This window comes from Sphingomonas sp. (assembly GCF_035910975.1).
Lineage (GTDB): Bacteria > Pseudomonadota > Alphaproteobacteria > Sphingomonadales > Sphingomonadaceae > Sphingomonas.
In genome coordinates, this window is record NZ_JAMHWM010000029.1 from 260,899 (window position 1) to 287,082 (window position 26,184).

The following is a 26,184-nucleotide window of genomic DNA, read 5'->3' on the forward strand; positions in this document are numbered from 1 at the left end:
CATGTGCGGGATCGCGGGGATCTTCTACCCCGGCACCCCCAAGCCGGTTGATCCGGCGCGCATCGTCGCGATGACGGACGTTCAGGCGCATCGCGGGCCGGACGGGGCGGGGGTGTGGACCGGGCAGGGGGTAGGCCTCGGTCATCGCCGCCTGTCGATCATCGATGTCGCCGGATCGCCGCAGCCGATGCAGGCCGGCGCGCTGACCATCACCTACAACGGCGAAGTCTATAATTTCGCCGAACTCCGCGCCGAGCTGGAAGCGGCGGGCGCGCGCTTCGTCACATCGGGCGATACGGAGGTATTGCTCCACGGCTGGCGGGCGTGGGGGACGGGGCTGCTCGACCGCCTGGTCGGCATGTTCGCCTTCGCGATCCACGATGCCGATGCCGCAACGCTGACGCTGGTGCGCGACCGGCTGGGTGTGAAGCCACTCCATTATGTCGAACTGAGCGACGGCGGCCTCGCCTTCGCGTCCGAACTCAAGGGCCTGCTCGCCCATCCGCTGCTGCGCCGCGAGGTCGACGTCCGCGCGGTCGAGGATTTCATGGCGCTCGGCTACGTCCCCGATCACGCCTGCATCGTCGCGGGCGTGCGGAAACTGCCCGCGGGGAGCCTGCTCCACCTGGAACGGGGCAAGCCGGTGCCGCAGCCGCAACGCTGGTGGGACATCGATTTTTCGACCCGCGCGAAAGGATCGGCGAAGGACCTGCAGGCCGAGCTGGTCGAGCATCTGCGCGTCGCGGTGCGCAGCCGGATGGTGTCCGACGTGCCGCTCGGTGCCTTCCTGTCGGGCGGGGTCGACAGCTCCGCCGTGGTCGCGCTTATGGCGGAGGCTAGTTCCAGGGCGGTCAAGACCTGCTCGATCGGCTTCGACGAGGCCGGGCATGACGAAAGCGCCTATGCCCGCCAGATCGCCGAACGCTTCGCCACCGAACATCGCACGCGCACCGTCGCGGCGGATGATTATTCGCTGATCGACACGCTGGTCGCCGCGTTCGACGAGCCGTTCGCCGATGCCTCCGCGCTCGCCACCTACCGCGTCTGCGAACTCGCGCGCGAGACGGTGACGGTCGCGCTGTCGGGCGACGGCGCGGACGAGGCGTTCGCGGGATACCGCCGCTACAAATTCCACGCAGCGGAGGAGCGCGTGCGCGGCCTGTTCCCGCCGAACCTTCGCACGCGGCTGTTCGGCACGCTCGGCAACCTCTACCCCAAGGCTGACTGGGCGCCGCGTCCGCTCCGCGCCAAGACGACGCTGCTCGCGCTCGCCGACGACGGTGCAACCGCCTATGCACGCGCGGTCGGCGTCACCACGCCCGCGACGCGCGACGCGCTCTACGCGGACGGCTTCCGGCGCAACCTGGCGGGCCATCGCGGCGAGGATGCGATGATCGCGACGATGCGTGCCGCCCCCGCGCGCGACGGGCTCGATGCCGCGCAATATGCCGATATCCACCACTGGTTGCCCGGCGACATCCTGACCAAGGTCGACCGCACCAGCATGGCCGTCAGCCTGGAGGCGCGGGAGCCTTTGCTCGACCACCGCCTGCTCGAATTCGCCGCGACGCTGCCGGCGTCGCTGCGCATCAGAGGCGGGCAGGGCAAGTGGCTGATGAAGAAGGCGCTCGAACCCTGGCTGCCCAAGGACATCCTCTATCGTCCCAAGATGGGGTTCGTGACGCCGGTCAGCGCGTGGCTCCGTCGCGAACTGGCGGGGGAGGCGGCGGCGCTGTCGAAATCGCCGGTGCTGGCGAACTGGTTCGATCGCGCGTCGCTCGATCGACTCGCCGACGATCACCGCGCCGGCCGCTCGGAGCATGGCCGCACGCTCTGGCAGCTAGTGATGCTCGATCGCAGCGTGCGGCGCTTGTTCGGCTGACTTCGACCACCCTCACCCTTCCGGCGCTTCGCGCCTCCCTCCCTCTCCCGCCGGGAGAGGGAAGGGGCCCGCCGCCGCAGGCGGTGGGAAGGGTGAGGGCGATGCGGCTACCGCAATTTCGCGATCGACAGCCCGTCGGCCTTCGCCCGGTCCTTCACCGATTCCTCGCTGCGGGTCAGCGCCTTGGCGATCGCCTTCAGCGCCATGCCCTTCTTCGCCAGTGTGTGCAGCTTCTGCACCTCATCGGGCTTCCACGGCTGCTTGTGCCGCTCGAAGCCTTCACCCTTGGCCATGGAACACCGCCATCGCCGCGTGGAGCGTCAGCGCGATCAGGCACAGGCTCGACAGACCGAACAGCACGAAGCGCACGCTGATCCGGTTGTTGGTCGCCTGGACGATGCTGTGCAGGATGCGCAGGCCGACATAGCCCCACGCCAGCCACGCGTTCATGCCGTTGCCGGTGGCGGTCAGCGCGATCACAATCGCGACCGCGTAGAACACCGTCGGCTGTTCCATCAGGTGGTTGTAATTATGCGCCGGCCACTGCTTTTCCGGCGGCAGGATACTGTCGAGCTGCCCCGGCTTGCTGCCGCGCACCTTCGACAGGTCGATACCCGCGGCCTTCATCGCCGGCATCCGCACCGCGACCATCCACAGCCACATGACCATCGACCATGCCGCCAGCACGACGACGGGCTTCAGAATGTCCTGCCCCATAAGAAAAGCCTCCCCCGAGAATGTCTGGGGAGGCTGCATCATTTCAGCTTCATAGGCAACGCGGGCTGGCCTCACCCTTCCGGCGCTTCGCACCTCCCTCCCTCTCCCATTGGGAGAGGGAAGGGGCCCGCCGCCGTCAGGCGGTGGGAAGGGTGAGGGCAGGGCTTATGCGAAAAGTTTCGCCCAGCCGCGCTTCGCCCGATCCTTCCAGTGCCCGCGATGATAGGCATCGCTTGCCAGCAGCGGCATCACCGACCCGGCTTCCGCGAACACCATCTGTTCGATGCCGGTGTTGACCTTGCCCCAGCTCGCCGCTTCCTGAAGGGTCGACGAAGAGCATGCGCCGTCGCGCACGTCGGCGACGGTGATCTGCACCGCGTATTTGTGCACCTCGACGTCCTCGTGGCCCAGGATTTCGGCGCAGACGACGGTGTCCTGGATGAAGTTCTTGGGCACGCCGCCGCCGATCATCAGCAGGCCGGTGGTGCCGGCCTGGATCTTGATCTCGGTCAGCTCGCGGAAATCGGCGATGGCGTCGAGCACCATGTACGGCTGGCCCGCCTTGGCGCGATCGACCTGATGCTTGACCAGCCCAAAGCCGGCCGAGGAATCGACGAACGCCGGGCAGAAGATCGGCACGTCATGCTCGTAGGCGAGCTTGACCAGGCTGTTGTCCTTCTTGCCGTGCTCGACCAGATATTTGCCCATCTCGCGGATGAACGCGCGGCTGCTGTAGGGCTTGGCCTCCAGCGTCTCGGCGATCTCGAAGATCGTGTGATCGACGTTCTGGAGCGCTTCCTCGTCGATATAGGTGTCGTAGATGCGGTCGATGTAGAGCGAACGCAGCGTATCGTCGTCCGGGATTTCCAGCGCCTGATAATGCTTATGGCCAAGCCCTTCGAAGAAATCCATGTCGACGATGGTCGCGCCGGTGGCGACGATGACGTCGACCATGTTGTTGCGCACCAGCTCGGCATAGAGGTCCATGCACCCGCCCGCGCTGGTCGATCCGGCGATCACCAGGCACACGGTGCAGTCCTTGTCGGCCAGCATCTCGTTGTAGATCTTGGTCGCGCGGCCGAGATCGCGGCTGGTGAAGCTCATGTCGGCCATCGCATCGACGATCGGGCGCGCGTCAAAGCTGGTGATGTCGATGTGCTTCACCTGCTTGCTGAGCAGCTCGGCCTTGCGGGTGTCGTTGATCGGGGCGTTGGCCGCGGCGGTCTTGGTCAGGGTATCGGTCATTTCAAATCCTCAAGCAAAACAGCCGTCACCCCAGCGGAAGCTGGGGTCTCATGCGGCTTGAGGCCCCGGCTTCCGCCGGGGCGACGTTGATGTGATATTGGTTCGTTACAGCGTGACGACGTTCGACGCGACCCCAAGGTCCGTCGACGTTTCGTCCTCGACGTACAGCGATGCCATCGGTTCGTCGTCGACGATCACCGTCTCGTCCGATCCGAAGCCGTTGAACGCGGTGCGCATCGCCGAGCCATAGGCGCCGAGCATGCCGACCTCGATATAATCGCCGGCCTGTACGTCGGCAGGCAGCAGGAACGGGCCGGTCATGTGGTCGAGATCGTCGCACGTCGGGCCGTAGAAGCTGAACGGCATGTCGCGCGCGTCGCTGTCCGGCTCGCGCAGCAGGCGGACGGGGAAGCGCCAGCCGATGTGCGCGGCGTCGAACAGCGCACCATAGGCGCCGTCATTGATGAACAGCTCGTCGCCGCGGCGCTTCTCGACGCGGACTATGATCGAGCTGTACTCGGCGCACAGCGCACGGCCCGGCTCAGCCCACAGCTCCGCCGAATAGCTGATCGGCAGCGATTCGAACGCACGGTGGATCGTCTCGAAATACCGCTCCAGCGCGACCGGCTCCATGCCGGGATAGATGCTCGGAAAGCCGCCGCCGACGTCGATCACGTCGACCGTCACCGCCGCCTCGACGATCGCGGCGCGCACGCGCTCCATCGCCTGGGCATAGGCGTCCGGCGACATCGCCTGGCTGCCGACATGGAAGCAGATGCCCAGCGCGTCGGCCGCCTGGCGCGCGGCGAACAGCAGCGCCTTGGCCTCATGCGGCATCACGCCGAACTTCGATGCGAGGCTGAGCTTCGACAGGTCGGACGAGACGCGGATGCGCACGCACAGCGTCAGGTCGGCCGCCGGCACCCCGTCCCACGATGTCGCGCGGACGATCTTGTCCAGCTCTTCCATCGAATCGAGCGAGAAGACGCGCACGCCATGCTCGAAATATGCCTGGGCGATCGCTTCCTCGGCCTTCACCGGGTGCATGAAGCACAGCGTGGCTTGCGGAAGCGTCCGCGCGACCAGCCGTACCTCGCCCAGCGACGCGACGTCGTAATGGGTGATGCCGCTGTCCCACAGCACCTGGATCAGATCGGGGCTCGGATTCGCCTTCACCGCATACATCGAGCGGCCCGGAAACTTCTCCGCGAAGAACCGGGCGGCGCGCGCGGCGGCGTGCGGGCGAACGAGCGTGACCGGCTGCACCGGCTTGCCCTTGGCGATCTCCACGGCGTTACGAACTGTGGTCGGGGCAGCTAGCCCCAGCGCGCGATTTTCGTTGTGCAATTCAAGGGACCTCCAATGCCAGGGCATCGAGCCCCGGACTTTCAGTTACGAAATTCACTGCCTTGCGGTGGAAGTCCCATGGGGCAGCGGAGGCGGGCAAATAGGATCACGCGCCACCCATGTAAAGAGTTTCGTTGGCCGTGAAATTGCGGCAGGGATGAGGTGTGACGATCGTGCGACAACCCACCCGCGCCGGCGTGCGCGATGCCGCGGCCAAGATGGCCGATCTGCTGCCCCCGACGCCGCTGCTGCGCGCGGAAATCGGTGGGGTCGAACTCGCCTTCAAGGCCGAGTCGCTCCAGCCGATCGGCGCGTTCAAGATCAGGGGCGCGTGGCACCGGCTGACCGCGCTGGACGAATCGGCACGGGCCAAGGGCGTCGTCGCATTCTCGTCCGGCAACCATGCGCAGGGCGTCGCCTGGGCCGCCCGCGAACTGGGCATGCCCGCCGTCATCGTGATGCCCGACGACGCGCCTAAGGTAAAACGCGATTCGACGCTGGCGCTGGGCGCGGAGATCGTCGGCTGCAATCGCTTCACCGACAGCCGCGAGAAGATCGCCGCGCACCTCGCCCACGCGCGCGGCGCGGTGCTCGTCCCCAGCTTCGACGACGCCTGGGTGATCGAGGGGCAGGGGAGCGCGGGGATCGAGGCGGAGGACCAGTTCGACGAGATAGGCTGGGGCCCGGTCGAACATGTCGTCACGCCGTGCGGTGGCGGCGGCCTCGCGTCCGGGCTCGCGCTCGCGCTGCCCGAGGCGATGCTGACGGTGGTCGAGCCCGAAGGCTGGGACGACATGCGTCGCAGCCTGGAGGCCGGCTGGATCGAGGAGGTGCCCGACGACGCGCCGCCGACGGCGTGCGACGCGCTCCAGACGAAGCGCGTGTCGCCGCTCACCTTCGACGTCCTCTCGCGCCGCGGCGCGACCGGCGTCGCCGTGACGGAGGCGGAGATCCGCGCCGCGCAACGCTGGGCGGCGGCGAAGCTGCGGCTGGTCGTCGAACCCGGCGGCGCCGTCGCCATCGCCGCGCTGCTCGCGGGCAAGATCGAGCCGCAGGACAATATGCTGGTGCTGGTATCGGGCGGTAACGCCGATCCTGATGCCTATGCGGCGGTGCTGGCCGGACAGGATTGACGGCGCACTCCGAAAAAAAGTCCGCCGGCCCCGGATCGGCAGGCCGGCGGCAGGAGGGGACCGTTATCCGACGAAAGCGCGTTCGATCACATAGTCGCCCGGCGCCGCGTTCGACCCCTCGGCAAAGCCCAGCGCCTCCAGCATCGCCGCGGTATCGCGGATCATCGCCATGCTGCCGCACAGCATCACCCGGTCGATGTCGGGGTCGAATCGCGCTGGGCCTGCCACGGCGGGGCCGAACAGCGATCCGTCCTCGATCAGGGCGCCGATCCGCTTGCCGGTGGGAAATGGCTCGCGCGTCACCGTGGGGACATAGCTGAACTGCAACAGCGCCTGATCCTGCACCAGCGGATCGCCGGCCAGTTGCGCCTCAAGCTCGTCGCGGAACGCCAGGTCGCTGATCCGCCGCACCGAATGGACCAGCACGATCTGGCTGAACATCTCGTAGATGTCGGGATCGCGCGCGATGCTCAGGAACGGGGCCAGGCCGGTTCCGGTCGCCAGCAGGAACAGCCGGCGGCCGGGCTTCAGCGCGTCGCTCACCAGCGTGCCCGTGGGCTTGCGCCCCAGGAACAGGTCGTCGCCCGGCGCGATCTGCTGCAATCGAGAGGTCAGCGGACCGTCGGGCACCTTGATCGACAGGAATTCCAGTTCGTCGCTCCACGCCGGCGACGCGATGGAATAGGCGCGCAGCAGCGGCCGGTTCTCGCCCGCCAGGCCGATCATCACGAACTCGCCCGATCGAAAGCGGAAGCTGGCCGGGCGCGTGATCTTGAAGCTGAACAGATGCTCGTTCCAGTGGCGCACGCTCGTCACCTTCTCGACGGTCAGCGCGGCGGACGGAGCAAGCTGGGTCATCGCGGCAATCCGGTCGCTCATGGTCGGTGGGTTCCTTCGAAAGTTGCGGGCGCCAGCCCCGCGGCCAGCAGTTCGATCGCCAGCGTCCGCGCGGCGCGAAACGCGGCGACGCGCGCGCCATCGTCATCGACCAGCATTTCCACCACCGCGCGGACGCGGGCGTCGGCACCGTCGTCGGTCGCGCCGAGCAATGACAGCAGGATTGCCTCGTCCTCGCCGACGCGGCAGCAGCGTGCGGGCATGATCTCGATCGTGCGGTTCGCCTCGCGCACCAACACCGCCATCGCCACGGCAAATGACGGCAGCGCGCCCTCGGCGCCATGGCTTCCGAATCCGGGGCCTAGCGCAATGCCCAGGCATCGCCGTCCGATGATCGCCGTCGTGCAGGTGCGGATCGCCCATAGCAGGAACGCAGCGCCACGATCGAGCGACGTCACCGGGCGGTCGAGATAGGCGTACATGCGCGGGCACCTTTCGTCAGGGCGCGACCGATGCCTTGTGTGCTATTGCAAGTCAATCGCAATTATAGGGTGAAGGGCAAAGTGCCGGATCGCCTCAACCGGCCTTCGCGGGAATGAGGGGGGCTTCCCAACGTCGGTGATTTTCTTCGAGGGCATTCGCGCCTAGCATCACATGATGCAGACCCTCGCCCCGACGATCGCCATGCTCGCCGTCTTCGCGCTCACGTGGGGCGGCATATATCTGATCGTGAAGCAGCGCGATCGGAAGAAGGGCGCGCTGATGCTCGCCTGCGCGCTGGTGATTCTGGGCAATGTGCTGATCTGGACGCTTTAGGCGATGAGCGCGCATGTTCGCATGACGGGCAGCAAGTCTGATCGTTTTGCTTGCGTCTTCAGGTGGCTCTGCTTCATCGCCTATGGCGCTGGCATCTTGAGTTTCACGATCGTCGGCAAACCGTCGGTAAACAACATTCTCACTTATCTTTTCGATCAGCCTGAAATGGCCTCGGGCTGGCCATGGTTGATGTATTGGCTAATCGGCACATTCTCGCCGATTATTCTATCCATTCTCACCTGGTTTGTGGTTTACAGATATCGAGCAAGGTTGCTTCCACATCTGATATTCATACCTGCGGCCATCCTCGTTCACCGGCTCGCCATGTTACTTTTTATGCAGTCCTCAAGCGTGCGGATCGAGGACATGAAGGAAGCTGATGCCGTGATTTTGGCGGTTGGCTACCTGCTTCTTTGCTTGGTCGTGCACACCATGGCGACCGTGATCGCCGGCGTACAAATTATCAGGACTTGGGTAGGCGGTCGTTAGGTTGTGCCACCCGACAGCGGCAAAGCCGCTGTCGTCGGACGGCGCTTGCAGCGCCGCCGGCCGGGCTCGCCGCCGAGACGCGGATTGACGTTCCGCCAATCCGCTGCGGGCTCCCAATTCACCGTATCGGCGAATTGGGATCGAGCCGCATATCCAGATACTTGTCCACGCTGCCCATCAGCTGCGGCATTTCGTGTTCGAAGAAATGGTTCGCGTGCGGGATGGTGTCGTGGTGGATGGTGATGTGCTTCTGCGTGCGAAGCTTGTCGACCAGCTTTTGCACGGCGATCGGCGTCACCACCTCGTCCGCCTCGCCCTGGATGATGATGCCCGATGACGGGCACGGCGCCAGGAAGGTGAAGTCGTACATGTTGGCCGGCGGCGCGACCGAGATGAAGCCGCGGATTTCTGGCCGGCGCATCAGCAGCTGCATGCCGATCCACGCGCCGAAGCTCACGCCCGCGATCCACGTCGTCGATGCCTCGGGGTGAAAGCTCTGCACCCAGTCGAGCGCGCTCGCCGCGTCGCTGAGTTCGCCGACGCCGTTGTCGAACGTCCCCTGGCTCTTGCCGACGCCGCGAAAGTTGAAGCGCAGTGTCGCGAAGCCGCGGCGCTGGAACGTCTTGTACAGTTCCTGCACCATCCGGTTGTTCATCGTCCCGCCCGATTGCGGGTGCGGATGCAGGATCATCGCAACCGGCGCGCGCGGCTTGGGCGCGGGGGCGAAACGCCCCTCCAGGCGACCTTCGGGACCGGGGAAGATGACTTCTGGCATGGACGTTCTGCACCTGAAAAGCGATTGGCGCGTTGGCATGGCATGGCGCGCGGGGAAGCGGGCGCTATATATGGTCGGTGCGCGCGGGCGCAACGCATTCGGTTGAAAGGCCCGTGGTGCAACGTCTCTATCTCGATCACGCTGCGACCACGCCGATGCTGCCAGAGGCTGCGGAGGCGGTCGTGCGCGGCCTTTCCGCCTGGGCCAATCCGTCGTCGCCGCATTCCGAAGGTCGCGCCGCGCGCGCCATGCTCGAGAGCGCGCGCAACGTGCTCAAGGCGGCGTATCGCTGGAACCATGAACTGCTGTTCACCAGCGGCGCGTCGGAGGCCATCGGCCTAGCCCTTGGCCGCGCGCAGGTCGGCAGCGTCCTGACGCTGGCGATCGAGCATGATTCGGTGCTGCGCGCGGTGCCCGATGCGGTGCGCCTGCCGGTCGATGGCGACGGCATCGTCGATCTTGCCGCACTGGAGGCTGCGCTCGCCCAGGCGAAGCCGCCGGCGCTGGTCGCCGCGCAATGGGCCAACAGTGAAACGGGCGTGATCCAGCCGATGCGCGAGATCGCCGCGCTCGTCTGGGCGGTGGGTGGCCGGCTGTTCGTCGATGCCGCGCAGATGCCGGTCGGCTGGGACGATGATCCGCCGCAGACGATGGCCAACATGATCGCGATTTCAGGGCACAAGCGCGGCGGCCCGGCGGGGATCGGCGCGCTGCTGGTCCGCGACCTCGATCTGCTGCTGCCGACCGGCGGGCAGGAACGCGGCTATCGCGGGGGGACGGAAAATGTCCCCGCCGCGCTCGGCTTCGTCGCCGCAGCGGCGGTGCCCGAAGACACCGCGGCTATGGCGAACATGCGCATCCGCCTAGATGCGGCGATCACGTCGCTCGGCGGACAGGTCGTCGCCGAAGCGGCGCCGCGCGCGCCCCACATCGGCAGCTACCGCATGCCCGGCCTGTCGGCGGCGGCGCAGCTGATCCGCTTCGACCTTGCCGGCATCGCCGTTTCGGCGGGTTCGGCCTGCTCGTCGGGGACGATGCGCCCCAGCCACGTGCTCGCCCATATGGGGTGGGAGGGCGCGGCCGCGTCGGAAGTGATCCGCGTCAGCTTCGGCCGCACGACCACCCCCGCCGATATCGAACGCTTCATCTCGGCGTGGGCGGAGATCGCGCGCGATGTCCGCGCCAGGGCGGCGCCGGCCGAAGCGGTGCTGTGACCTATCTAGATTACCAGGCGACCACCCCGCTCGCGCCCGAGGCGCTGGCGGCGATGCTGCCGTGGCTGGAGTCCCAGCACGCCAATCCCCATTCCGCGCATGCCCCCGGCCGCGCGGCGCGCGCGACGGTGGAGGTCGCGCGCGATCAGGTCGCCGCGCTGTTGCCCCCCGGCGGGCGCATCGCCTTTACCAGCGGCGCGACGGAGGCGATCAACTGGGCGGTGAAGGGCGTCGCTGGTCCCGCGCTCACGCTGGCGACTGAACATGCCGCCGTGCTCGACAGCGTCGCCGCGACCGGCGGCACGGTGCTGAGGGTGGGGAGCGACGGGCTGGTCGATCTCGACAGCCTCCGCGCCGAAATCGCCGATCGCCGCCCCGCGCTGGTCGCCGCTATGCTCGTCAACAACGAGATCGGGGTGATCCAGCCCGTCGCCGATATCGCGGCGATCGCGCATGAAGCCGGTGCGCTGATGCTGTGCGACGCGGTGCAGGGCTTTGGCCGCGTACCGATCCCCGAAGGCTGCGACCTGATCGCCCTTTCCGCGCACAAGATCCACGGTCCCAAGGGCGTCGGCGCCTTGTGGGTTCGGGACGAGGTGAACCTCGCGCCCTTGCTCCACGGCGGCGGGCAGGAAGCGCCCGGCCGTTCGGGCACGCTCAGCCCCGCGCTGTGCGCCGGCTTCGGCGCGGCGGCATCGCTTGCCACGGATCGCGTCGATGCCGATCGCGCGCATGTCGAGCACCTGTCCGCACTCGCGCTTGCGCGGCTTGGCCCGGACTGGACGCTCAACGGCTCGCCCTCCCACCGCTATCCCGGCAATCTCAACCTGCGCTTTCCCGGCCTCGACGTCGCGCGGCTGATGAGCGACCTGCGCGACATCGCCTTTTCCGCCGGCTCTGCCTGCGCCAGCGGATCGGGCCGCCCGAGCCATGTCCTCAAAGCGATCGGCCTGTCCGACGCCGACGCACGCTCCAGCATCCGCATCGGCTTCGGTCGCTATACCAGCGACACCGACCTCGCCGACGCGCTCGCCCGCATCGACGCCGCCGCCCGCGCGCAGAGGATCGCGGCGTGATCCGCGTCCGCTTCATCGCCCCCGACGGCCAGATCGAGGACGCCACCGGATCGCCGGGCGACCTGCTGCTCCATCTCGCCCAGGCGTACGGCCAGCCGCTGGAGGGCACGTGCGAGGGCCAGATGGCCTGTTCGACCTGCCACGTCATCGTCGCGGCGGAGGATTTCGCCCGCCTGCCCCCCGCCAGCGAGGAGGAGGAGGACATGCTCGATCTCGCCGCCGGTGCGACGCGGACCAGCCGGCTCGCCTGCCAGATCGAGCTGGTGCCCGCGCTCGACGGCCTGACGGTTCGCGTACCCGGCGAGGCGCGCGACATGCGCGGGCGCTGAGCCGCCTTCCTGCCGCCTGGATGAACGCCGCATTCAGGGAACCCTCAGGCGCGCCGGCCCATTCTCCACAGAAGCCCGCGTATTGGGCGAGTAGAGGAGACGGATCATGAAGATGATCGCACTTGCCGCGGCCGGCCTGATCGCCGCGTCCGCGATGGCGCCCACCCCGGCGCAGGCGCAACGCCACGGCTATGGCTACAACGACGGTCGCGGCTGGGATCGCGGCCATGATCGGCGCTGGCGGGATGACAGGCGCGGTTATCGCGGCGACCGCCGTCACTGGCGCGGCGACCGGGGCTGGCGTGGCGACCGCGGATGGCGCGGCCGCAGCACCGTCCGCTGCCACTGGGTGCGCGGCTGGTACGGCCCGCAGCGCCAGTGCTACCGCGTGTATCGCTGATCGCGCGCTAGCCGCTTGATCGTGCCGTCCGGCTTCCCTATCTGCGGATGCGGAAGTCGGGCGGACGGGGTCGTCGCCAACCTGGTCAGGTCCGGAAGGAAGCAGCCACAACGATTTCGCCCCGGGTCGTTCCGGCTTCCACCGCGCAGCTTGCGAGAGAGCGGCTGCGCCGCTCCACGCAAGCAAGCGCGGCCGGCGGAGCAAGGCTCCGACCGACGACGCGGCTTCGCCGCGGCGCGAGTCCGGGAACTCGATCCCTCCCGAGTCGCTGGCCTTTCCACGGCGTGCCCGTAGCCGCCAAATCCCTCCCTTCACCGCGCCCCAGGCCCGCCCGACCGGGATTCCCCCCGGTCCGTTCATCCGCGCGACAGGTTTCCCGCAACACCTCCCTTGCGCGGGGGGCGCAGTTTCAGGAGACCTCTATGCCAACCACGTCCTTCACCCGCGCCGCGATCCTGCTCGCCACCGTCGCGCTGCCCGTCGCCGGTGCCGCCCATGCCCAGGATCAGGCGCAGTCGGATCAGACCGTCGTCGTCACCGCGCCGCCCGAGCCGATCCCCGCCGCCATCACCGCCGGACCCGAGATCAGGGGCATCATCTCGGCCCGCAACGACAATCGCATCAAGGTGACCGCTGCCGACGGCACCAGCACCGTCGTCGCGCTCACCGAGGCCACTCGGGTCAAGGCGACCGCCGGCCTGTTCGGCGCGCGCGGCGGCAAGCCGGGCACAGATGCGCTCATCAACGGCATTCCGGTGACGGTGAAGACGCTGCAATCGGGCGGCGGCGAACTGATCGCGAGCCAGGTCAGCTTCCAGAACAAGGATCTGAAGATCGCCGCCATGATCCGCGGCGCGACCGACCAGCGTTTCGAGGAACAGACCGCCGCCACCGAATCGCTGCGCGGGCGCCTGGGCGACATCGACAAGTACAATGTGAAGGCGACCACCAACGTCCATTTCGAGGTCGGCAAGGCCGATCTGTCGGCGGAGGACAAGGCGATGCTGTGCCAGGCCGCGAGCCAGGCCAACGCGACCGAGAACGCGCTGATGCTGGTCGTCGGCTATACCGATTCGACCGGCAGCGAGGACGTCAACCAGACGCTCAGCGAAAAGCGCGCCGCCCGCGTCATCAACCACCTGCAACAGGCGTGCGGATGGAAGCCGTACCGCATGCTCACCCCCGCCGGCATGGCGACCGCCGATCCGCTGGCGAGCAACGACACGCCCGAAGGCAAGGCGCAGAACCGCCGCGTCGCGGTGAACGTGCTGGTCAGCAAGAGCGTGGATGTGATGTAGGACAAGGGAAGGGGCGGGCCGTCGCGCCCACCCCGTTCTTGCGCGGCCCTAGCTCGATTGCTGTTCGCCCGCGCCCTCCTGCCGGACCGCCAGCACCTTGAGCGAGCGGTCGGGCCACAGGATCGATTGCCCGGCGCGCAGGCCGATCAGGGCGGCGCCGACCGGGGTGAGTATCGATATCCTTCCTGCGGAAATATCGGCATCCGCCGGATACACCAGGGTGACGGTGCGGGGCTGGCCGGTCGTATCGTCGAGGAACTCGACCATCGACCCCATCGTGACGACATCGTCCGGGATATTCGATGCGCTATGCAGCCTCGCACGCTCCGCCTCGCGAAGCAGCAAGGCGCTGACGGCCGGCATCCGACGCTCGACGCTCAAGGCGAGATCGGCGAGTGTTTCGGCTTCCGCGTCGATCATCCGGATGGGCGGGCGGCTCAGGTTGGCGTGGGTGTTGCTGGCGTGGGTGTTGCTGGCGTGGGTGTTGCTGGCGTGGGTGTTGTTCATGACAGGGGCTTCTTGTGGTCTTGCGGTATTTTCGCCGCCGAGCCGGTAGCTCGCTTCGGCCCCGGCCCCCCCGAGGACGCGCCTTCAGAAGTCCGGGGCTAGCTGCCCGCCAGAAGTTGTCCCGCGTGGGCGCGGTGTCGCAACATGGGATGGTGACCCGACATGGCCATGAAGATGTGCGCGCGGACGCCCGTTGTCAAACCGGACATCGGGCGAACGCCGGTTGCCGTGGCTGGTCGCTACGGGCATCGGGCCGACAGGCCTCTCGCGCGCTTATGCGGCCGACGATCCGGCGGCCGACCTTCATCACTCCATCTTCGCTCCTTGGATAGGAACAAAAAAAGAACTTTCCTACATCGCCGCGATCTGCTTCATCCTGCCGGATGACCGACCAGCCACCCGATCCGCCACTGGACGAAGCGCCGGACTCCCCCTTCACCCCGGTCCCCGTCATCCGCGCCCGGCATGACGGCTGGTCGCCGGAACGCCAGCGTCGGTTCATCGCCGCGCTCGCCCATACCGCCTGCGTCAGCGCCGCCGCCCGCGCGGTCGGCTCGACGCGCACCAGCGCCTACCGCCTGCGCGCCCGCCCCGACGCGGAAGGGTTCGCTGCCGCCTGGGATGCCGCGCTGTCGGATGCCCGCGCGCGCCGGTTCGATGCGCTGTTCGAACGCGCCACAGTGGGCGTGCTGGTGCCGCGCAGATACCGCAACGAATATGTCGGCAGCCGCCATTTCTATGACAATGCCGCGGGGCTCGCCGCGCTGCGCGAACCCTCCACGCCACCGGCCCCTCGCGCAAAGGTGACAAAGGTGACGAAGGTGGACGAATGCACTGCGTTCGCGTCACCTTTCACGCCGCGCGACGCCGCTGCGCCTTCGACAATTCCCGTCCGACGCCCTAGATAGGTCCGCGATGTCCGACTCCCTCGATCTCGGTGAACCCCCGCAGCCCAAGTCGGGCGCCGCCTATCGCGTGCTCGCGCGCAAATATCGGCCGCAGACGTTCCGCGAACTGATCGGCCAGGATGCGATGGTCACCACGCTGGCCAACGCCATCAAGCGCGATCGGCTGGCCCATGCCTTCCTGCTCACCGGCGTGCGCGGGGTTGGCAAGACCAGCACCGCGCGGCTGATCGCCAAGGCGCTCAACTGCATCGGCGCGGACGGGCAGGGCGGGCCGACGATCGATCCCTGCGGGGTGTGCGAACCGTGCCGCGCGATCGCCGAGGGGCGCCATATCGACGTGATCGAGATGGACGCCGCGTCGCACAACGGCATCGACGATGTCCGCGCGATAACCGATGCGTCGCGCTACGCGGCGGTGTCGGCGCGCTACAAGATGTACATCATCGACGAAGTCCACATGATGTCCAAGCCTGCGTTCAATGCCTTGCTGAAGACGCTGGAAGAGCCTGCGTCGCACGTGAAGTTCCTGCTCGCCACGACCGAAGTTGAGAAGGTGCCGGTCACCGTTCTGTCGCGCTGCCAGCGCTTCGACCTGAAGCGCATTCCCGCCGAGCTGCTCGCCGCGCATTTCGCCGAAGTTGCCAAGGCCGAGGGCGTCGAGGCCGAACCCGACGCGCTGGCGCTGGTCGCCCGCGCGGCGGAAGGGTCGGCCCGCGACGGCCTGTCGATCCTCGACCAGGCGATCGCCCATGCCGGGATAGAGGGCGGGGCGGTGACGGCCGATGCTGTCCGCGACATGCTGGGCCTTTCCGATCGCGGCGCGATCCGCCAGCTGTTCGGCCATCTGCTCGCCGGAGATGCCCCGGCCGCGCTTGCCGCCCTGCGCCAGCAATATGATCTGGGCGTCGATCCGGCGGCGGTGCTCAAGACGTTGCTGGAGACGGTGCACGGCGCGACGCTGGTCAAGATCGGTGCCGATCTCGGCGCGAGCCAGGCGGCGGAGGAACGCGCCGCGCTCGCCGATTGGGCGGCGGGCCTGTCCTTCCCCGCGCTTCACCGCCTATGGCAATTGCTGCTCAAGGGGCATGAGGAGGTGTCGCGCGCCGCGCTGCCGATCGAGACGGCGGAAATGGCGCTGCTCCGCGTGATCCACGCCGCCAGCCTGCCCGATCCGGGCGATCTCGCGCGGCAGATCGCGAGCGGCGCGGTGCCGGCGGCGTCGGAGCCGGCCGCTCCGCCTGCCGAGGCGCCACTGCCTGCGACGGTGGCTGAACTGGCCGACCTGCTGGAAGCGAACAATCGCCACGTGATCGCGGCCAATGTCCGCAATCGCCTGCGCCCCGTCCGCTATGCGCCGCCCGAGCTGGTCGCGAGTTCGTCCGCGCCGTTGCCCGCCGATTTCCTGCGCGACCTCGCCGGCGAATTGCGGACGATCACCGGGCGGACGTGGAAGGTGACGGCCGATCCCGCGCCCGGCGCGCCGACGTTGGTCGAACAGCGCGCCGCCGCGCAGGACGCCGAACGCGACCAGGTGCTCGCCTCGCCGGTGGTCGCCGCCGCGATGGCGGCCTTCCCCGACGCCCGCCTCGAAAAATGGAATCTTACCGGGAGTCTCTAGAACGTGAAGAGCATCGAAGACATCATGGCCATGGCGCAGAACGTCCAGGACGAACTGCAGAAGGCCCAGGCCAATCTCGACACGATCGAGGTCGAGGGCGTTTCGGGCGGCGGGCTGGTCAGGGTCCGCGCGTCGGCAAAGGGGCGCATCCTGGGCATCGACATCGACGATTCGCTGCTCCAGCCCTCGGAGAAGGGCATGCTGGAGGATCTGCTCGCCGCCGCGTTCAACGATGCCCGCGGCAAGGCCGATGCGGCGTCCGCGACCGAAATGGGCAAGATGACCAGCGGCCTGCCGCTGCCGCCGGGCTTCAAGCTGCCGTTCTGACACCGTTTCGCGATTGGAACGGAACTGGCCGCGCGGTCGTTGCTGCGCGCATCTATCATATTGAAGGAGATGCGTAATGAGCGATGATCGCGTGACCGAGACGATCACTGCGGCTCAGCCGACGCATACGACGACGATCGTCGAGCGGCGCGGCGTCGGCGGTGGCCTGTTTATCGGTCTGGCGGTGCTGGTCCTCGTCGTCGTTGGCGCCTTCTATCTGATGAGCCAGAACAGCGCCGAGACGAAGAAGGACGCGGCGATCACCGAGGCGGCGAAGGATGTCGGCGCGGCGGCCAGGGACGTCGGCGAATCCGCGAAGAAGGCGGTGGAATAGTCAGCCCAGGCAGGCGTCGAGGCCCTCGCGGCGGACGACGCCGATCCGGGCCTGGATCGCGCCGGCATAGCGTCCCGTGAACCCGCGCGGCGCGATGCCGGCGCGTTTCTTGGGCAGCGGCAGGACGGCGGCGATTTGCGCCGCCTGACGTGGCGTCAGGTCGCCGGCCCCCGTCTTGAAATACCGCCGCGCCCCGGCATCGACGCCGTAGGTGCCGATCCCCGTCTCCGCGACGTTCAGATACACCTCCATGATCCGCCTTTTGCCCCAGATCGTCTCGATCAGGACGGTGAAATACACCTCGAACCCCTTGCGGACATAGCCCCCGCCCTGGAACAGGAAGACGTTCTTGGCGGTCTGCTGGCTGATGGTCGATCCGCCGCGGATACGCCCGCCCTGCGCATTGCGCGCCGCTGCCCCGGCGATCGCCCGCCAGTCGAACCCGGAATGCGAACAGAAACGTGAGTCCTCGGCGGCAATGGCGGCGCGTGGCATGTCGCTGTCGATCCGGTCCAGCGGCACCCAGGTCTTTGTCACGCCGTGCCCCGAAAAGACGTCGCCGATCATCGTCCAGGTGATCGGTGGGGGCACGAAGCGGTACAGAACGGTCATGCCCACGCTGACCACCAGGAAGGCGAGCGTAAGCTTGAGCAGCCAGCCGACAATGCGGCGGACGATGCCGCGGCGGGGGCGGGCGGGGCGACGGGCGGCGGTAGCCATCTGGGCTAGCTAACGCCCGCGACCGACGGCGTCACGCCCCGGCCGGGATCATCCGGTTGGCGCCGGCCAGGCGCATCATCGCCTTCTGCAGCTTCTCGAACGCGCGCACCTCGATCTGGCGGACGCGCTCGCGGCTGACGCCGTAGACTTGGCTCAACTCCTCCAGCGTCTTGGGATCGTCGGTCAGCCGGCGCTCGGTCAGGATGTGTTTCTCGCGATCGTTCAGCTCGTCCATCGCGTTGACCAGCATCTCGTGGCGAACATCGGCTTCCTGCGCATCGGCGACGATCGTATCCTGCAACGGCGCGTCGTCGGCCAGCCAGTCCTGCCACTGCCCCTCGCCATCCTCGCGCACCGGGACGTTGAGCGACGTGTCGCCGCCCATCGCCATGCGGCGGTTCATCGAGGTGACTTCTTCCTCCGTCACGCCCAGGTCGGTCGCGATCTTGGCGAGGTGCTCGGGGCTGAGGTCGCCTTCCTCGAACGCGTCGAGCTTCGACTTCATCCGGCGCAGGTTGAAGAACAGCTTCTTCTGCGCGGCCGTCGTGCCCATCTTCACCAGCGACCAGCTACGCAGGATGAATTCCTGGATCGACGCGCGAATCCACCACATCGCATAGGTGGCGAGGCGGAAACCCCGGTCGGGCTCGAACTTCTTGACGCCCTGCATCAGACCGATGTTGCCTTCGGAGATCAGCTCGGAAACGGGCAGGCCATAGCCGCGATAGCCCATCGCGATCTTGGCGACGAGGCGCAGGTGGCTGGTCACGAGCTGCGCCGCAGCCTCGGGATCGCCATGCTCCTGAAAACGCTTGGCGAGCATATATTCCTGCTCGGGCGCGAGAATCGGAAACTTCTTGATCTCGGCGAGATAGCGGTTGAGGCTCGCCTCACCACCGAGCGCAGGAATCGTCGCGGGGACGTTGCTGCCATTTGCCATGATCGTCACTTTCTCCCTTCGGCGGCCCGCGCATGCGGCACCGCACAACATCTATACTCGAAGCTGTCTGTACAGTTCCTGCATGTCAGCAGGCATTTCGCTTTCGAACGACAAAGCGGTGCTTGTGATCGGGTGAATGAACCCCAATCGCGCCGCGTGCAACGCCTGACGGCGGAAATCCAGGGTTTCCAGCAGCGCCCGATGCGACGATCTGGTCCGGCCATACACCGGATCGCCGACCAGCGGATGGCCGATCGACGCCATATGCACCCGCACCTGGTGCGTACGCCCGGTTTCCAGCCGGCATTCGACCAGCGCGGCGTCGCGAAGTTCACGAACTTCACGCCACATCGTGACCGCGCGCTTGCCGGTTCTGACGATCGCGACCTTCTTGCGGTTGAGCGGCGAGCGGGCGAGCGGGGCGTCCACGGTGCCCGATTTGACGCGCGGCACGCCGGAGACGATCGCGCGGTAGCGGCGATCGATGCTGTGCGCCTTGAACTGCTTCGCAAGACCTTCGTGCGCGCGATCGGTCTTGGCGGCGACCATCAGGCCGGAGGTGTCCTTGTCGATACGGTGCACGATGCCCGGCCGCTCGACGCCACCGATGCCGGACAACGAGCCCCGGCAATGGTGGAGCAGCGCATTGACCAATGTGCCGTCGAGGTTGCCGGCGGCCGGATGGACGACCAGCCCGGCCGGCTTGTCTATCACGATCAGATGATCGTCCTCATAGGGTACGACCAGGTCTATCGCCTGCGCCTCATTATGGGCGGGGACGGGCTTGGGCACCTCGACGGTGAACACCATGTCCGCCGCCGCCTTGCGCGCCGGGTCGCGGACCTGGCCGGCGGGGCCGCTGACATGACCGGCGGAAATCAGCACCTTCAACCGCTCGCGCGACAGCGTCGGCACCGCATCTGCGAGCGCGCGATCGAGCCGCCAGCCATCCGCGGCTGGCGATATTCGCGCTTCGATGGTGGAAACCCCCCGGTCCATGAGTTTAAGGAAGATGGCGATGAGGCTGACGATTTCAAGCTGTGTTATCGAAATAATCCACCGCGCGGCGGCGGCCGCGGGAGCACGGGAGGCATGTGGCCTGCTGTTCGGTCACGACGGGCGGATCGATGGCTGCGAGCCGACCCGAAATCTGGCTGCCAGGCCCGAGCGAGCTTTCGAGATCGACCCGGCGGCGCTGATCGCCGCACTGCGCGCCGAGCGGCAGGGTGGAAGGCCGGTTGCCGGCTATTTCCATTCGCACCCCGGCGGCGATCCTTTGCCCTCGATCACCGACGCCGCGATGGCGGCGGCGGACGGCCGGATATGGCTGATCGCAGGCGGAGGCGAGATTGGCGCCTGGCGCGCCGTACCGAACGGGGCGACGCATGGCCGTTTCGATCCGGTCGGCTATCAGGTCGTCATGGTTGCCGCAGACGCCGGCCATCGCGTAAGGCCGGATACCAGATCGGAGCCTGCCCCTTGAACATTTCCCCCACCGATTTCGCCAGCCTGCTGTGTTCACGCCTGTGCCATGACCTGCTCAGCCCCGTCGGTGCTCTGAACAACGGGCTGGAACTGCTTGCCGACGAGAACGATCCGGCGATGCGCGCGCGCTGCCTGGAACTGCTCGCCGACAGCGCGAAGGCGTCGGCCAACAAGCTCAAGTTCTTCCGCCTCGCGTTCGGTGCCGCGGGCGGGTTTGGCGATATGGTCGACACGCGCGAAGCCCGCACGGCGATCGGCGGATTGTTCGGTGACGGGCACCGCGTCGAACTCGGCTGGATGGTGGAGGAGGAGACGCTGCCAAAAGGGGCGGTGAAGGTTCTTCTCAACCTGGCGTTGATCGCCGGCGACGCGCTGGTGCGCGGCGGGCGGCTCGATATCGGTGCCGAGACGATCGACGGGCATGTCGAGATCGTAGTGCGTGGCGAGGGGCCGCGCATCGTGCTCGATGATGAACTGCGCGGTGCGCTTGGGGGGACCGCTGGCGACACGATCACGCCGCGCGCGGCAGCGGCGCATCTGGCGCGCGCCCTGGTGACGGAAAATGGCGGATCGCTCCAGATTTCACCGCCGGACGCGCCTGCGCTGATGTTCGGCGCGGTGTTCAACGCGGCGTAAACGCCGATTTAACCGTAGCTTGTCCAAGGTCCACGGGCGCGCAATCGCCGTGGGGCATGATGGACGATCTTCTACAGGAATTCATTGCCGAGACGCGCGAGACGCTTGAGGCGCTCTCGGGCGAGATCGTCGCGTGGGAAGCGGATCCGTCCGACCGCGCGCGGCTCGATGCGATCTTCCGCTTCGTCCACACGGTGAAGGGCAGTTGCGGGTTCCTTGACCTGCCGCGGCTCGCACGGCTGAGCCATGCGGCAGAAGATGTGCTGGCGGCGGTGCGCGACGGCAGCCGCACGCCCGACCGGGCACTGGTCAACGCAGTCCTGGCGGTGGTCGATCGCATCGGCGAGCTGGTCGAGGCGATCGATGCGCAGGAAGCGCTCGACGATTCCGGCGAGGACCTGTTGATCGCCGCGCTTGCCGAGGGCTGCGAGATCGTCGTTCAGGCGCCGATCCCGGCCGGACAGCGCGCGGCGGCGCGCAGCGTTCGACTGAACGTCGATCTGCTCGACCGGATGATGTCGGGGATGTCCGACATGGTGCTGGCGCGCAACGAACTGGCGCGCCGTGTTCGCGAGGTGGATCCCGATCCCGCGCTGGAAGCCGCGCTGGATCGGCTCTCCGCCACCGTCGCGGAAATGCGCGACACGGTGACGCGGACCCGGATGCAGAAGATCGAGGCGCTGTTTTCCGCCCTGCCGCGGATGGTGCGTGATACCGCTGCGGGATTGGGCAAATCGGTAACGCTGGTCGTCGAAGGATCGGCGGTGGAACTCGATCGCGAGATGATCGAGGTGCTGCGCGATCCGCTGGTCCACATCATCCGCAACTCGATCGACCACGGTATCGAGACGCCGGCGCTGCGCCGCGCCGCTGGCAAGCGCGAGAACGGACGGCTGACCGTCGCCGCGCGTCAGGCCGGCAACCAGATCGTCGTGGAGGTTTCCGACGACGGCGCCGGGATCGACACGGAACGCCTCATCGTCAAGCTGGCCGCCGCCGGGACGCGTAGCGAGCGCGAGCTGCGGGCACTGAGTGCGCGCGAAACACTCGACCTGGTGTTCGAACCCGGCCTTTCGTCGCGCGACGAAGTGAGCGAGATTTCCGGCCGCGGGGTCGGCATGGACGTGGTCCGCACCGCGATCGAGCAGATCGGCGGGCGGATCGAACTCGACAACGCGCCCGGCAAAGGGCTGCGGATCGCCATCCATGTGCCGCTAACTCTGTCGATCATCCCGACGATCGTCGTCGGCGTCGGCGAACAGCATTTCGCGATTCCGCGTCAGGCGATCGAGGAGATCGTCGGGGAAGGCGCCGACGCGATCCGCATCGATCAGGTCGGAAGCACGGCGCTGGCGACGGTGCGCGGTCGCCGGCTGCCGATGCTCGAGCTCGCCGATCGGCTGGCTATCGCCAGTGCCGCCCCGGACGGCCAGCGGATGCTGGTGATCCTCGGGATCGGCGTGGGCAGCTATGTCCTCGCGGTCGATCAGGTGTTCGACACTAGCGAGCTCGTCATCAAGCCCGGCGCGCCGGCCGTGATGGCGTGCGGCCTGTTCGCCGGGCAGACGCTGCCCGATACAGGACGGCCGATGCTGGTCCTCGACTGCGCGGGGATCGCCGAGGATGCCGGCCTGCAGTTCGTGCGCGAGGCTGAAGTCGAGGACGAGCCGGAAGCGGAAGCCCCGGGCGTCTCTGCCTTGCTTTTCCGCGATATCGATGACGTGATCCGCGCGGTGCCACTTTCGGCGGTCGATCGCGTAGAGCGGGTCGATGCGCGACGGATCGCCAGGGCGGGTGGAGCGTTGCGGCTGGCGATCGACGATCAAATCGTACCGCTCATCACATCGGGGGATGTGGCAAGCGACGGAGAGGTCGGCGTCATCCGGTTGACCGATGGCACGACGGAAATCGCCTATGCCATCGGCGAACCTATCGAGATCGTCGTCGTGCCGGAAGATGTCGCCGCACCGCGCCAGCCCGGGCTGGTCGGTGGAGTCGTGCTGATCGACGGTGAACTGGTGGAACTGATCGATCCGTTCTGGCTGTTCGCGCAGGCTGAAGGCGTTGCGGGAACGGTGGAAGCGGCGGCGGTCTGCGTCGTGGCCGACGACAAGGGATGGATGCGGGAATTCGTCGCGCCGATGCTGGAGCGTGCCGGCTATCGCGTGCTTCGCGAGGCGGCGGCGGGTGATCGGATCGCGGCCACGCTGGTGCTGGACGACGAACCCGCCTCCGCCGATGCCATCCGCCTGCGCAGCGCCCCCGGCGGGGCGGACGGCACCGTCTATCGCTATGACCGGCCGGCGATCATTGCCGCGATCGAAACCCGTCTCGCGAGGGCGCGCGCATGACCGACACGATGAACGACCTGTTCCTGGTTGCCCATATCGGCGGCCGCACTGTCGCGATCGCCTCCGCCGACGTCGAATCGGTCGTCGATATCGGCGACGTCATGCCGGTGCCGCGCGCGCCCGCGGCCGTCGTCGGCCTCGCCGCGCTGCGCAGCCGGGTCGTGACAGTGATAGACACCCGGCGCGCGCTGGGGCTGGCGGGCCAGGGTGCCGCGCGCCGCGCGGTGATCGTCCGCGCCGAAGGGCATCACTATGCGATGATGGTGGATGCGCTGGAGGATGTCGTGCCGTTGCGGTTGCAGCCGGTGGCCAACGGGCTGGCGCTGGACCCGGCCTGGCGGGCGATCACGCTCGGCCTGGTGGAGCGGGACGGGGAGCCAGTGCCGGCGATCGACCTGGCCGGGCTGGTGCCGGCGCTTTCGGCCGCCGCATAAAGATTTCGCAATTAACGCGACGCTTACCCCTGTTCTGCCAGAACGGGCAGGGTTCGCAGCAGAAGAGTATTGGTATGAAGACCTGCCTCGTCGTCGACGATTCCAAGGTGATCCGCAAGGTCGCCCGGCATATCCTCGAAACGCTCGATTTCGAGGTTCGCGAGGCGGGTGACGGGCGCGAGGCGCTCGACAGTTGCATGGCCGAGGCGCCCGACGTAATCCTGCTCGACTGGAACATGCCGGTAATGAGCGGCATGGATTTCCTGCGCGCCTTGCGCCAGTCGGAAATCCCGACCCGGCCGAAGGTGGTCTTTTGCACCACCGAGAACGGCATGGCGTATATCCGTGCCGCGATCGAGGCCGGCGCCGACGAATATGTCATGAAGCCGTTCGATCGCGAGACGCTGGAAAGCAAGCTGCAGATCGTCGGGGTCGCCTGAACGGCGGTCACGGGCAATGACGGTGTCCCAGCCATCTCATCGGACCTTCCTGCCTGGTGACGGCATGGCCAGCATCCTGATCGTCGATGATTCGATCGTCGCGCGGGCGGCGTTGGGGCGGATGATCGATGCGACCAGCCGTTTTGTCGTCGTGGGTGCGGTTGCCACGGTCGGCGCGGCGCTCGATTTCCTCGATCGCCACCGGGTCGATATCATCCTGCTCGACCTTGAACTGCCCGGCACCGACGGCCTGACCGGCCTGCCCGATCTGATCGCGGCGGGGCAGGGGGCAAAGGTGCTGGTCGTGTCCTCGGCTGCGGGGGACGGCGCGGTCGCGACCATCCAAGCACTGGCGCTAGGCGCGGCCGATACGCTCGTGAAACCTTCGATCGGCGGATTCGCCGCCCGTTTCGCCGCGCTGCTGGAGGAACGGCTGGCGCGGTTGGCGGACGGCGCATCGCCGCATCATGCCCCATTGCAGACCAGGGCATCCGCTGTGCCGTTGCCGACGGTCGGACCTTTTGACATCGTGGCGATCGGCGCATCGACCGGGGGCATCCACGCGCTCAGCGCGCTGCTGCGCGCGATTCCGGCCGATTGCGCGGTGCCGATCCTCATTACCCAGCATCTGCCGGCATCGTTCATGTCCTATTTCGCCGCGCAGCTCGAGCTGATCGGCGGGCGGCCATGCGATGTGGCGGAGAACCACATGCGCGTACGCCCCGGACGGATCGTGATCGCGCCGGGCACGGGCCACCTGTGCCTCGCGCGATCGGGCGACGGCGTCGCCGTGCGGTTGACCGAGGGAGCGGCGGCAAGCGGATGCCTGCCATCGGTCGATCCGATGTTCGATTCGGTCGCGCAGCTGTTCGGCGCGCGCGCGCTGGGCGTGGTGTTGAGCGGCATGGGCCGCGACGGCAGCATCGGCGCGCGCAGTCTGGCTGCGGCGGGCGCCCCCGTGCTGGTGCAGGATCGCGGCAGTTCGGTCGTCTGGGGCATGCCGGGGGCGGTCGCCGAGGCCGGCGGCGCGACCGCGGTGCTGCCTCCGGAAGAGATCGGCCGGTTGATCGCCACCTGGGGGGGCCGCGGGTGATCCACCGCGCGATCGTCGCCCAGCAGGGATCGCAGGGCGCCGCTGCCGCGATCAGCGCGCTGCTGGAGGAGCGCACTGGCCAACAGATCGCGGCCAGCCGGGCATGGCGGATCGATGCCGTGCTGAAGCCCCTGCTGCGTACGCTTGGCATCGAGAGTGTCGATGCGCTGGCGAGTCGGGCGATCCTCGATCCGCGCGGCACGGTGGCGGACAGCGTGGTCGATGCGCTGCTGAATCAGGAAACGTCGTTCTTTCGCGATCCCGCGCTGCTCGATCTGGTCGCCGACGCGATCGTCGCGCGCCGCACCGCGGTGCCGGGCCGCCGCCTCCGCATCTGGTCGGCCGGCTGCGCGACCGGGCAGGAACCGCTCAGCCTCGCGATGCTGCTCGATGAACGCGGCCTCGACGAATCGGCGGTCGAAATCGTCGCCACCGACGTGTCCGCAGGCGCCATCGCGCGGGCACGATCGGCGCGCTTCTCGCAGTTCGAAATCCAGCGCGGCCTGGCGGTGCGGCGGATGATGCGCTGGTTCGACGGTGAGGGCGTGGAATGGACGGCCCAGCGCGCGCTGGTGCGCCGCATCCAGTTTCGCCGGCACAACCTAGTATGCGATCCGCCGCCCGCCGGCAGTTTCGACATGATCCTGTGCCGCAACGTGCTGCTCTATTTCGGGCCAGAGGTGCGAAGCTCGGTGTTCGGCACGCTCGCCGTCGCCGCCCGGCCGGACGGGCTGCTGGTGCTGGGCGCCGGAGAGACGGTGATCGGCCAGACCGCCGATTTCGTCCCGGCTCCGGACTGGCGCGGGTTGTATCGTCGCAAGGCCGCCGCCTGA

General features: G+C 67.7%; 31 protein-coding genes and 1 other RNA gene. 21 read left to right on the top strand and 11 right to left on the bottom strand.

The features are described from left to right. Window position 1: 1 nt before the first annotated feature. The gene (locus VYI76_RS07595) at window positions 2-1,882 is read left to right on the top strand and encodes an XrtA/PEP-CTERM system amidotransferase (RefSeq protein ID WP_326524165.1); all 1,881 of its coding nucleotides are present in this window, start codon (window positions 2-4) and stop codon (window positions 1,880-1,882) included. A 107-nt stretch (window positions 1,883-1,989) separates the two neighbouring features. Here VYI76_RS07595 and VYI76_RS07600 read toward each other — a convergent pair whose 3' ends face one another. The 4 genes from VYI76_RS07600 to VYI76_RS07615 all read right to left on the bottom strand — a co-directional run bounded on the left by VYI76_RS07600 (window position 1,990) and on the right by VYI76_RS07615 (window position 5,218). Then, entirely contained in the window at window positions 1,990-2,175 is a 186-nt protein-coding gene (locus VYI76_RS07600; protein WP_326524166.1) for a hypothetical protein, read from the bottom strand. Then, complete coding sequence (locus VYI76_RS07605; RefSeq protein ID WP_326525056.1) at window positions 2,162-2,599, bottom strand: MAPEG family protein; 438 nt, start codon at window positions 2,597-2,599, stop codon at window positions 2,162-2,164. Before VYI76_RS07605 ends, VYI76_RS07600 begins: the two co-directional genes overlap by 14 nt. A gap of 165 nt (window positions 2,600-2,764) precedes the next feature. After that, entirely contained in the window at window positions 2,765-3,844 is a 1,080-nt protein-coding gene (locus tag VYI76_RS07610; RefSeq protein WP_326524167.1) for a 1,9-bis(guanidino)-5-aza-nonane synthase, read from the bottom strand. 105 nt (window positions 3,845-3,949) lie between these two features. Beyond that, window positions 3,950-5,218 carry a type III PLP-dependent enzyme gene (locus VYI76_RS07615; protein WP_443018916.1) on the bottom strand — a complete coding sequence of 423 codons (1,269 nt, stop codon included), beginning with the start codon at window positions 5,216-5,218 and terminating at the stop codon, window positions 3,950-3,952. A 137-nt stretch (window positions 5,219-5,355) separates the two neighbouring features. On the opposite strand from VYI76_RS07615, the gene VYI76_RS07620 reads away from it, so the two are divergent. Further along, a complete protein-coding gene (locus VYI76_RS07620) occupies window positions 5,356-6,324 on the top strand; it encodes a threonine ammonia-lyase (protein ID WP_326524169.1) in 969 nt (322 codons plus the stop codon). A gap of 63 nt (window positions 6,325-6,387) precedes the next feature. On the opposite strand, the gene VYI76_RS07625 is transcribed toward VYI76_RS07620, so the two are convergent. Both VYI76_RS07625 and VYI76_RS07630 read right to left on the bottom strand, forming a co-directional pair. Continuing rightward, a complete protein-coding gene (locus VYI76_RS07625; RefSeq protein ID WP_326524170.1) occupies window positions 6,388-7,203 on the bottom strand; it encodes a ferredoxin--NADP reductase in 816 nt (271 codons plus the stop codon). Further along, window positions 7,200-7,643: a hypothetical protein gene (locus tag VYI76_RS07630; RefSeq protein ID WP_326524171.1), complete on the bottom strand. Its 444-nt coding sequence runs from the start codon at window positions 7,641-7,643 to the stop codon at window positions 7,200-7,202. Before VYI76_RS07630 ends, VYI76_RS07625 begins: the two co-directional genes overlap by 4 nt. 172 nt (window positions 7,644-7,815) lie before the next feature. On the opposite strand from VYI76_RS07630, the gene VYI76_RS07635 reads away from it, so the two are divergent. Further along, entirely contained in the window at window positions 7,816-7,977 is a 162-nt protein-coding gene (locus VYI76_RS07635; protein WP_326525115.1) for a hypothetical protein, read from the top strand. A 3-nt stretch (window positions 7,978-7,980) separates the two neighbouring features. After that, complete coding sequence (locus tag VYI76_RS07640; RefSeq protein WP_326524172.1) at window positions 7,981-8,466, top strand: hypothetical protein; 486 nt, start codon at window positions 7,981-7,983, stop codon at window positions 8,464-8,466. A gap of 118 nt (window positions 8,467-8,584) precedes the next feature. Here the strand turns inward: VYI76_RS07640 and VYI76_RS07645 are convergent, their stop codons facing one another. Next, the gene (locus tag VYI76_RS07645) at window positions 8,585-9,241 is read right to left on the bottom strand and encodes an alpha/beta hydrolase (RefSeq protein ID WP_326524173.1); all 657 of its coding nucleotides are present in this window, start codon (window positions 9,239-9,241) and stop codon (window positions 8,585-8,587) included. Window positions 9,242-9,354: 113 nt separating this feature from the next. Here VYI76_RS07645 and VYI76_RS07650 point away from each other — a divergent pair, with 113 nt between their 5' ends. From VYI76_RS07650 to VYI76_RS07675, 6 genes are all read left to right on the top strand, one after another. Continuing rightward, window positions 9,355-10,455 (top strand): cysteine desulfurase family protein, encoded by a 1,101-nt coding sequence (locus VYI76_RS07650; RefSeq protein WP_326524174.1) that lies wholly within the window; start codon window positions 9,355-9,357, stop codon window positions 10,453-10,455. Further along, a complete protein-coding gene (locus tag VYI76_RS07655) occupies window positions 10,452-11,531 on the top strand; it encodes a cysteine desulfurase family protein (protein WP_326524175.1) in 1,080 nt (359 codons plus the stop codon). The genes VYI76_RS07650 and VYI76_RS07655 overlap by 4 nt, the downstream gene beginning before the upstream one ends. Further along, window positions 11,528-11,860: a 2Fe-2S iron-sulfur cluster-binding protein gene (locus tag VYI76_RS07660; RefSeq protein WP_326524176.1), complete on the top strand. Its 333-nt coding sequence runs from the start codon at window positions 11,528-11,530 to the stop codon at window positions 11,858-11,860. Before VYI76_RS07655 ends, VYI76_RS07660 begins: the two co-directional genes overlap by 4 nt. A 106-nt stretch (window positions 11,861-11,966) precedes the next feature. Beyond that, a complete protein-coding gene (locus tag VYI76_RS07665) occupies window positions 11,967-12,260 on the top strand; it encodes a hypothetical protein (protein ID WP_326524177.1) in 294 nt (97 codons plus the stop codon). A 50-nt stretch (window positions 12,261-12,310) separates the two neighbouring features. Further along, an RNA gene (ffs, locus tag VYI76_RS07670) (signal recognition particle sRNA small type) lies at window positions 12,311-12,404 on the top strand. Between the two features lie 278 nt (window positions 12,405-12,682). Then, window positions 12,683-13,558 (top strand): OmpA family protein, encoded by an 876-nt coding sequence (locus VYI76_RS07675; RefSeq protein WP_326524178.1) that lies wholly within the window; start codon window positions 12,683-12,685, stop codon window positions 13,556-13,558. A gap of 48 nt (window positions 13,559-13,606) precedes the next feature. Here the strand turns inward: VYI76_RS07675 and rnk are convergent, their stop codons facing one another. Then, window positions 13,607-14,065 (bottom strand): nucleoside diphosphate kinase regulator, encoded by a 459-nt coding sequence (gene rnk / locus VYI76_RS07680; RefSeq protein ID WP_326524179.1) that lies wholly within the window; start codon window positions 14,063-14,065, stop codon window positions 13,607-13,609. A gap of 383 nt (window positions 14,066-14,448) precedes the next feature. On the opposite strand from rnk, the gene VYI76_RS07685 reads away from it, so the two are divergent. The 4 genes from VYI76_RS07685 to VYI76_RS07700 all read left to right on the top strand — a co-directional run bounded on the left by VYI76_RS07685 (window position 14,449) and on the right by VYI76_RS07700 (window position 17,252). Continuing rightward, window positions 14,449-14,973, top strand: coding sequence for a hypothetical protein (locus VYI76_RS07685; protein WP_326524180.1), 525 nt, complete (start codon window positions 14,449-14,451; stop codon window positions 14,971-14,973). Between the two features lie 7 nt (window positions 14,974-14,980). Further along, the gene (locus tag VYI76_RS07690; protein ID WP_326524181.1) at window positions 14,981-16,591 is read left to right on the top strand and encodes a DNA polymerase III subunit gamma/tau; all 1,611 of its coding nucleotides are present in this window, start codon (window positions 14,981-14,983) and stop codon (window positions 16,589-16,591) included. 3 nt (window positions 16,592-16,594) lie between these two features. Continuing rightward, the gene (locus tag VYI76_RS07695; RefSeq protein WP_326524182.1) at window positions 16,595-16,918 is read left to right on the top strand and encodes a YbaB/EbfC family nucleoid-associated protein; all 324 of its coding nucleotides are present in this window, start codon (window positions 16,595-16,597) and stop codon (window positions 16,916-16,918) included. Between the two features lie 76 nt (window positions 16,919-16,994). Then, complete coding sequence (locus VYI76_RS07700) at window positions 16,995-17,252, top strand: hypothetical protein (RefSeq protein WP_326524183.1); 258 nt, start codon at window positions 16,995-16,997, stop codon at window positions 17,250-17,252. Here VYI76_RS07700 and mtgA read toward each other — a convergent pair whose 3' ends face one another. Genes mtgA through VYI76_RS07715 form a run of 3 tightly spaced genes read right to left on the bottom strand, consistent with a single transcriptional unit; the run spans window position 17,253 to window position 19,911 of the window. Continuing rightward, on the bottom strand, window positions 17,253-17,972 hold the full coding sequence (gene mtgA / locus VYI76_RS07705; RefSeq protein ID WP_326524184.1) for a monofunctional biosynthetic peptidoglycan transglycosylase: 720 nt from the start codon (window positions 17,970-17,972) through the stop codon (window positions 17,253-17,255). A 31-nt stretch (window positions 17,973-18,003) separates the two neighbouring features. Beyond that, entirely contained in the window at window positions 18,004-18,912 is a 909-nt protein-coding gene (gene rpoH / locus VYI76_RS07710) for an RNA polymerase sigma factor RpoH (protein WP_326525057.1), read from the bottom strand. Between the two features lie 51 nt (window positions 18,913-18,963). Then, window positions 18,964-19,911 (bottom strand): RluA family pseudouridine synthase, encoded by a 948-nt coding sequence (locus VYI76_RS07715; protein ID WP_326524185.1) that lies wholly within the window; start codon window positions 19,909-19,911, stop codon window positions 18,964-18,966. A gap of 19 nt (window positions 19,912-19,930) precedes the next feature. Here VYI76_RS07715 and VYI76_RS07720 point away from each other — a divergent pair, with 19 nt between their 5' ends. The 7 genes from VYI76_RS07720 (at window position 19,931) to VYI76_RS07750 (ending at window position 26,184) form a co-directional block, all read left to right on the top strand. Then, window positions 19,931-20,395, top strand: a complete 465-nt coding sequence (locus tag VYI76_RS07720; RefSeq protein WP_326524186.1) for a M67 family metallopeptidase — start codon at window positions 19,931-19,933, stop codon at window positions 20,393-20,395. Next, on the top strand, window positions 20,392-21,033 hold the full coding sequence (locus tag VYI76_RS07725; RefSeq protein ID WP_326524187.1) for a histidine phosphotransferase family protein: 642 nt from the start codon (window positions 20,392-20,394) through the stop codon (window positions 21,031-21,033). The genes VYI76_RS07720 and VYI76_RS07725 overlap by 4 nt, the downstream gene beginning before the upstream one ends. A gap of 59 nt (window positions 21,034-21,092) precedes the next feature. After that, window positions 21,093-23,384, top strand: a complete 2,292-nt coding sequence (locus VYI76_RS07730) for a chemotaxis protein CheA (RefSeq protein WP_326525058.1) — start codon at window positions 21,093-21,095, stop codon at window positions 23,382-23,384. After that, window positions 23,381-23,818 carry a chemotaxis protein CheW gene (locus VYI76_RS07735; RefSeq protein ID WP_326524188.1) on the top strand — a complete coding sequence of 146 codons (438 nt, stop codon included), beginning with the start codon at window positions 23,381-23,383 and terminating at the stop codon, window positions 23,816-23,818. The genes VYI76_RS07730 and VYI76_RS07735 overlap by 4 nt, the downstream gene beginning before the upstream one ends. A gap of 74 nt (window positions 23,819-23,892) precedes the next feature. Continuing rightward, the gene (locus tag VYI76_RS07740) at window positions 23,893-24,258 is read left to right on the top strand and encodes a response regulator (protein ID WP_326524189.1); all 366 of its coding nucleotides are present in this window, start codon (window positions 23,893-23,895) and stop codon (window positions 24,256-24,258) included. A 64-nt stretch (window positions 24,259-24,322) separates the two neighbouring features. After that, window positions 24,323-25,351 (top strand): chemotaxis protein CheB, encoded by a 1,029-nt coding sequence (locus VYI76_RS07745; RefSeq protein ID WP_326524190.1) that lies wholly within the window; start codon window positions 24,323-24,325, stop codon window positions 25,349-25,351. Then, complete coding sequence (locus VYI76_RS07750) at window positions 25,351-26,184, top strand: CheR family methyltransferase (RefSeq protein ID WP_443018939.1); 834 nt, start codon at window positions 25,351-25,353, stop codon at window positions 26,182-26,184. Before VYI76_RS07745 ends, VYI76_RS07750 begins: the two co-directional genes overlap by 1 nt.

Bases quoted from the DNA above. Each gene is read 5' to 3' on its own strand.
- VYI76_RS07735 (WP_326524188.1), top strand. From the start codon at position 23,381: ATGACCGACACGATGAACGACCTGTTCCTGGTTGCCCATATCGGCGGC.
- VYI76_RS07685 (WP_326524180.1), top strand. From the start codon at position 14,449: ATGACCGACCAGCCACCCGATCCGCCACTGGACGAAGCGCCGGACTCC.
- VYI76_RS07615 (WP_443018916.1), bottom strand. From the start codon at position 5,218: ATGCCCTGGCATTGGAGGTCCCTTGAATTGCACAACGAAAATCGCGCG.
- VYI76_RS07635 (WP_326525115.1), top strand. From the start codon at position 7,816: ATGATGCAGACCCTCGCCCCGACGATCGCCATGCTCGCCGTCTTCGCG.
- VYI76_RS07645 (WP_326524173.1), bottom strand. From the start codon at position 9,241: ATGCCAGAAGTCATCTTCCCCGGTCCCGAAGGTCGCCTGGAGGGGCGT.
- VYI76_RS07665 (WP_326524177.1), top strand. From the start codon at position 11,967: ATGAAGATGATCGCACTTGCCGCGGCCGGCCTGATCGCCGCGTCCGCG.
- VYI76_RS07690 (WP_326524181.1), top strand. From the start codon at position 14,981: ATGTCCGACTCCCTCGATCTCGGTGAACCCCCGCAGCCCAAGTCGGGC.
- VYI76_RS07700 (WP_326524183.1), top strand. From the start codon at position 16,995: ATGAGCGATGATCGCGTGACCGAGACGATCACTGCGGCTCAGCCGACG.
- VYI76_RS07640 (WP_326524172.1), top strand. From the start codon at position 7,981: ATGAGCGCGCATGTTCGCATGACGGGCAGCAAGTCTGATCGTTTTGCT.
- VYI76_RS07675 (WP_326524178.1), top strand. From the start codon at position 12,683: ATGCCAACCACGTCCTTCACCCGCGCCGCGATCCTGCTCGCCACCGTC.
- VYI76_RS07630 (WP_326524171.1), bottom strand. From the start codon at position 7,643: ATGTACGCCTATCTCGACCGCCCGGTGACGTCGCTCGATCGTGGCGCT.
- VYI76_RS07600 (WP_326524166.1), bottom strand. From the start codon at position 2,175: ATGGCCAAGGGTGAAGGCTTCGAGCGGCACAAGCAGCCGTGGAAGCCC.
- VYI76_RS07715 (WP_326524185.1), bottom strand. From the start codon at position 19,911: ATGGACCGGGGGGTTTCCACCATCGAAGCGCGAATATCGCCAGCCGCG.
- rnk (WP_326524179.1), bottom strand. From the start codon at position 14,065: ATGAACAACACCCACGCCAGCAACACCCACGCCAGCAACACCCACGCC.
- rpoH (WP_326525057.1), bottom strand. From the start codon at position 18,912: ATGGCAAATGGCAGCAACGTCCCCGCGACGATTCCTGCGCTCGGTGGT.
- mtgA (WP_326524184.1), bottom strand. From the start codon at position 17,972: ATGGCTACCGCCGCCCGTCGCCCCGCCCGCCCCCGCCGCGGCATCGTC.
- VYI76_RS07730 (WP_326525058.1), top strand. From the start codon at position 21,093: ATGGACGATCTTCTACAGGAATTCATTGCCGAGACGCGCGAGACGCTT.
- VYI76_RS07720 (WP_326524186.1), top strand. From the start codon at position 19,931: ATGAGGCTGACGATTTCAAGCTGTGTTATCGAAATAATCCACCGCGCG.
- VYI76_RS07595 (WP_326524165.1), top strand. From the start codon at position 2: ATGTGCGGGATCGCGGGGATCTTCTACCCCGGCACCCCCAAGCCGGTT.
- VYI76_RS07610 (WP_326524167.1), bottom strand. From the start codon at position 3,844: ATGACCGATACCCTGACCAAGACCGCCGCGGCCAACGCCCCGATCAAC.
- VYI76_RS07605 (WP_326525056.1), bottom strand. From the start codon at position 2,599: ATGGGGCAGGACATTCTGAAGCCCGTCGTCGTGCTGGCGGCATGGTCG.
- VYI76_RS07745 (WP_326524190.1), top strand. From the start codon at position 24,323: ATGGCCAGCATCCTGATCGTCGATGATTCGATCGTCGCGCGGGCGGCG.
- VYI76_RS07740 (WP_326524189.1), top strand. From the start codon at position 23,893: ATGAAGACCTGCCTCGTCGTCGACGATTCCAAGGTGATCCGCAAGGTC.
- VYI76_RS07625 (WP_326524170.1), bottom strand. From the start codon at position 7,203: ATGAGCGACCGGATTGCCGCGATGACCCAGCTTGCTCCGTCCGCCGCG.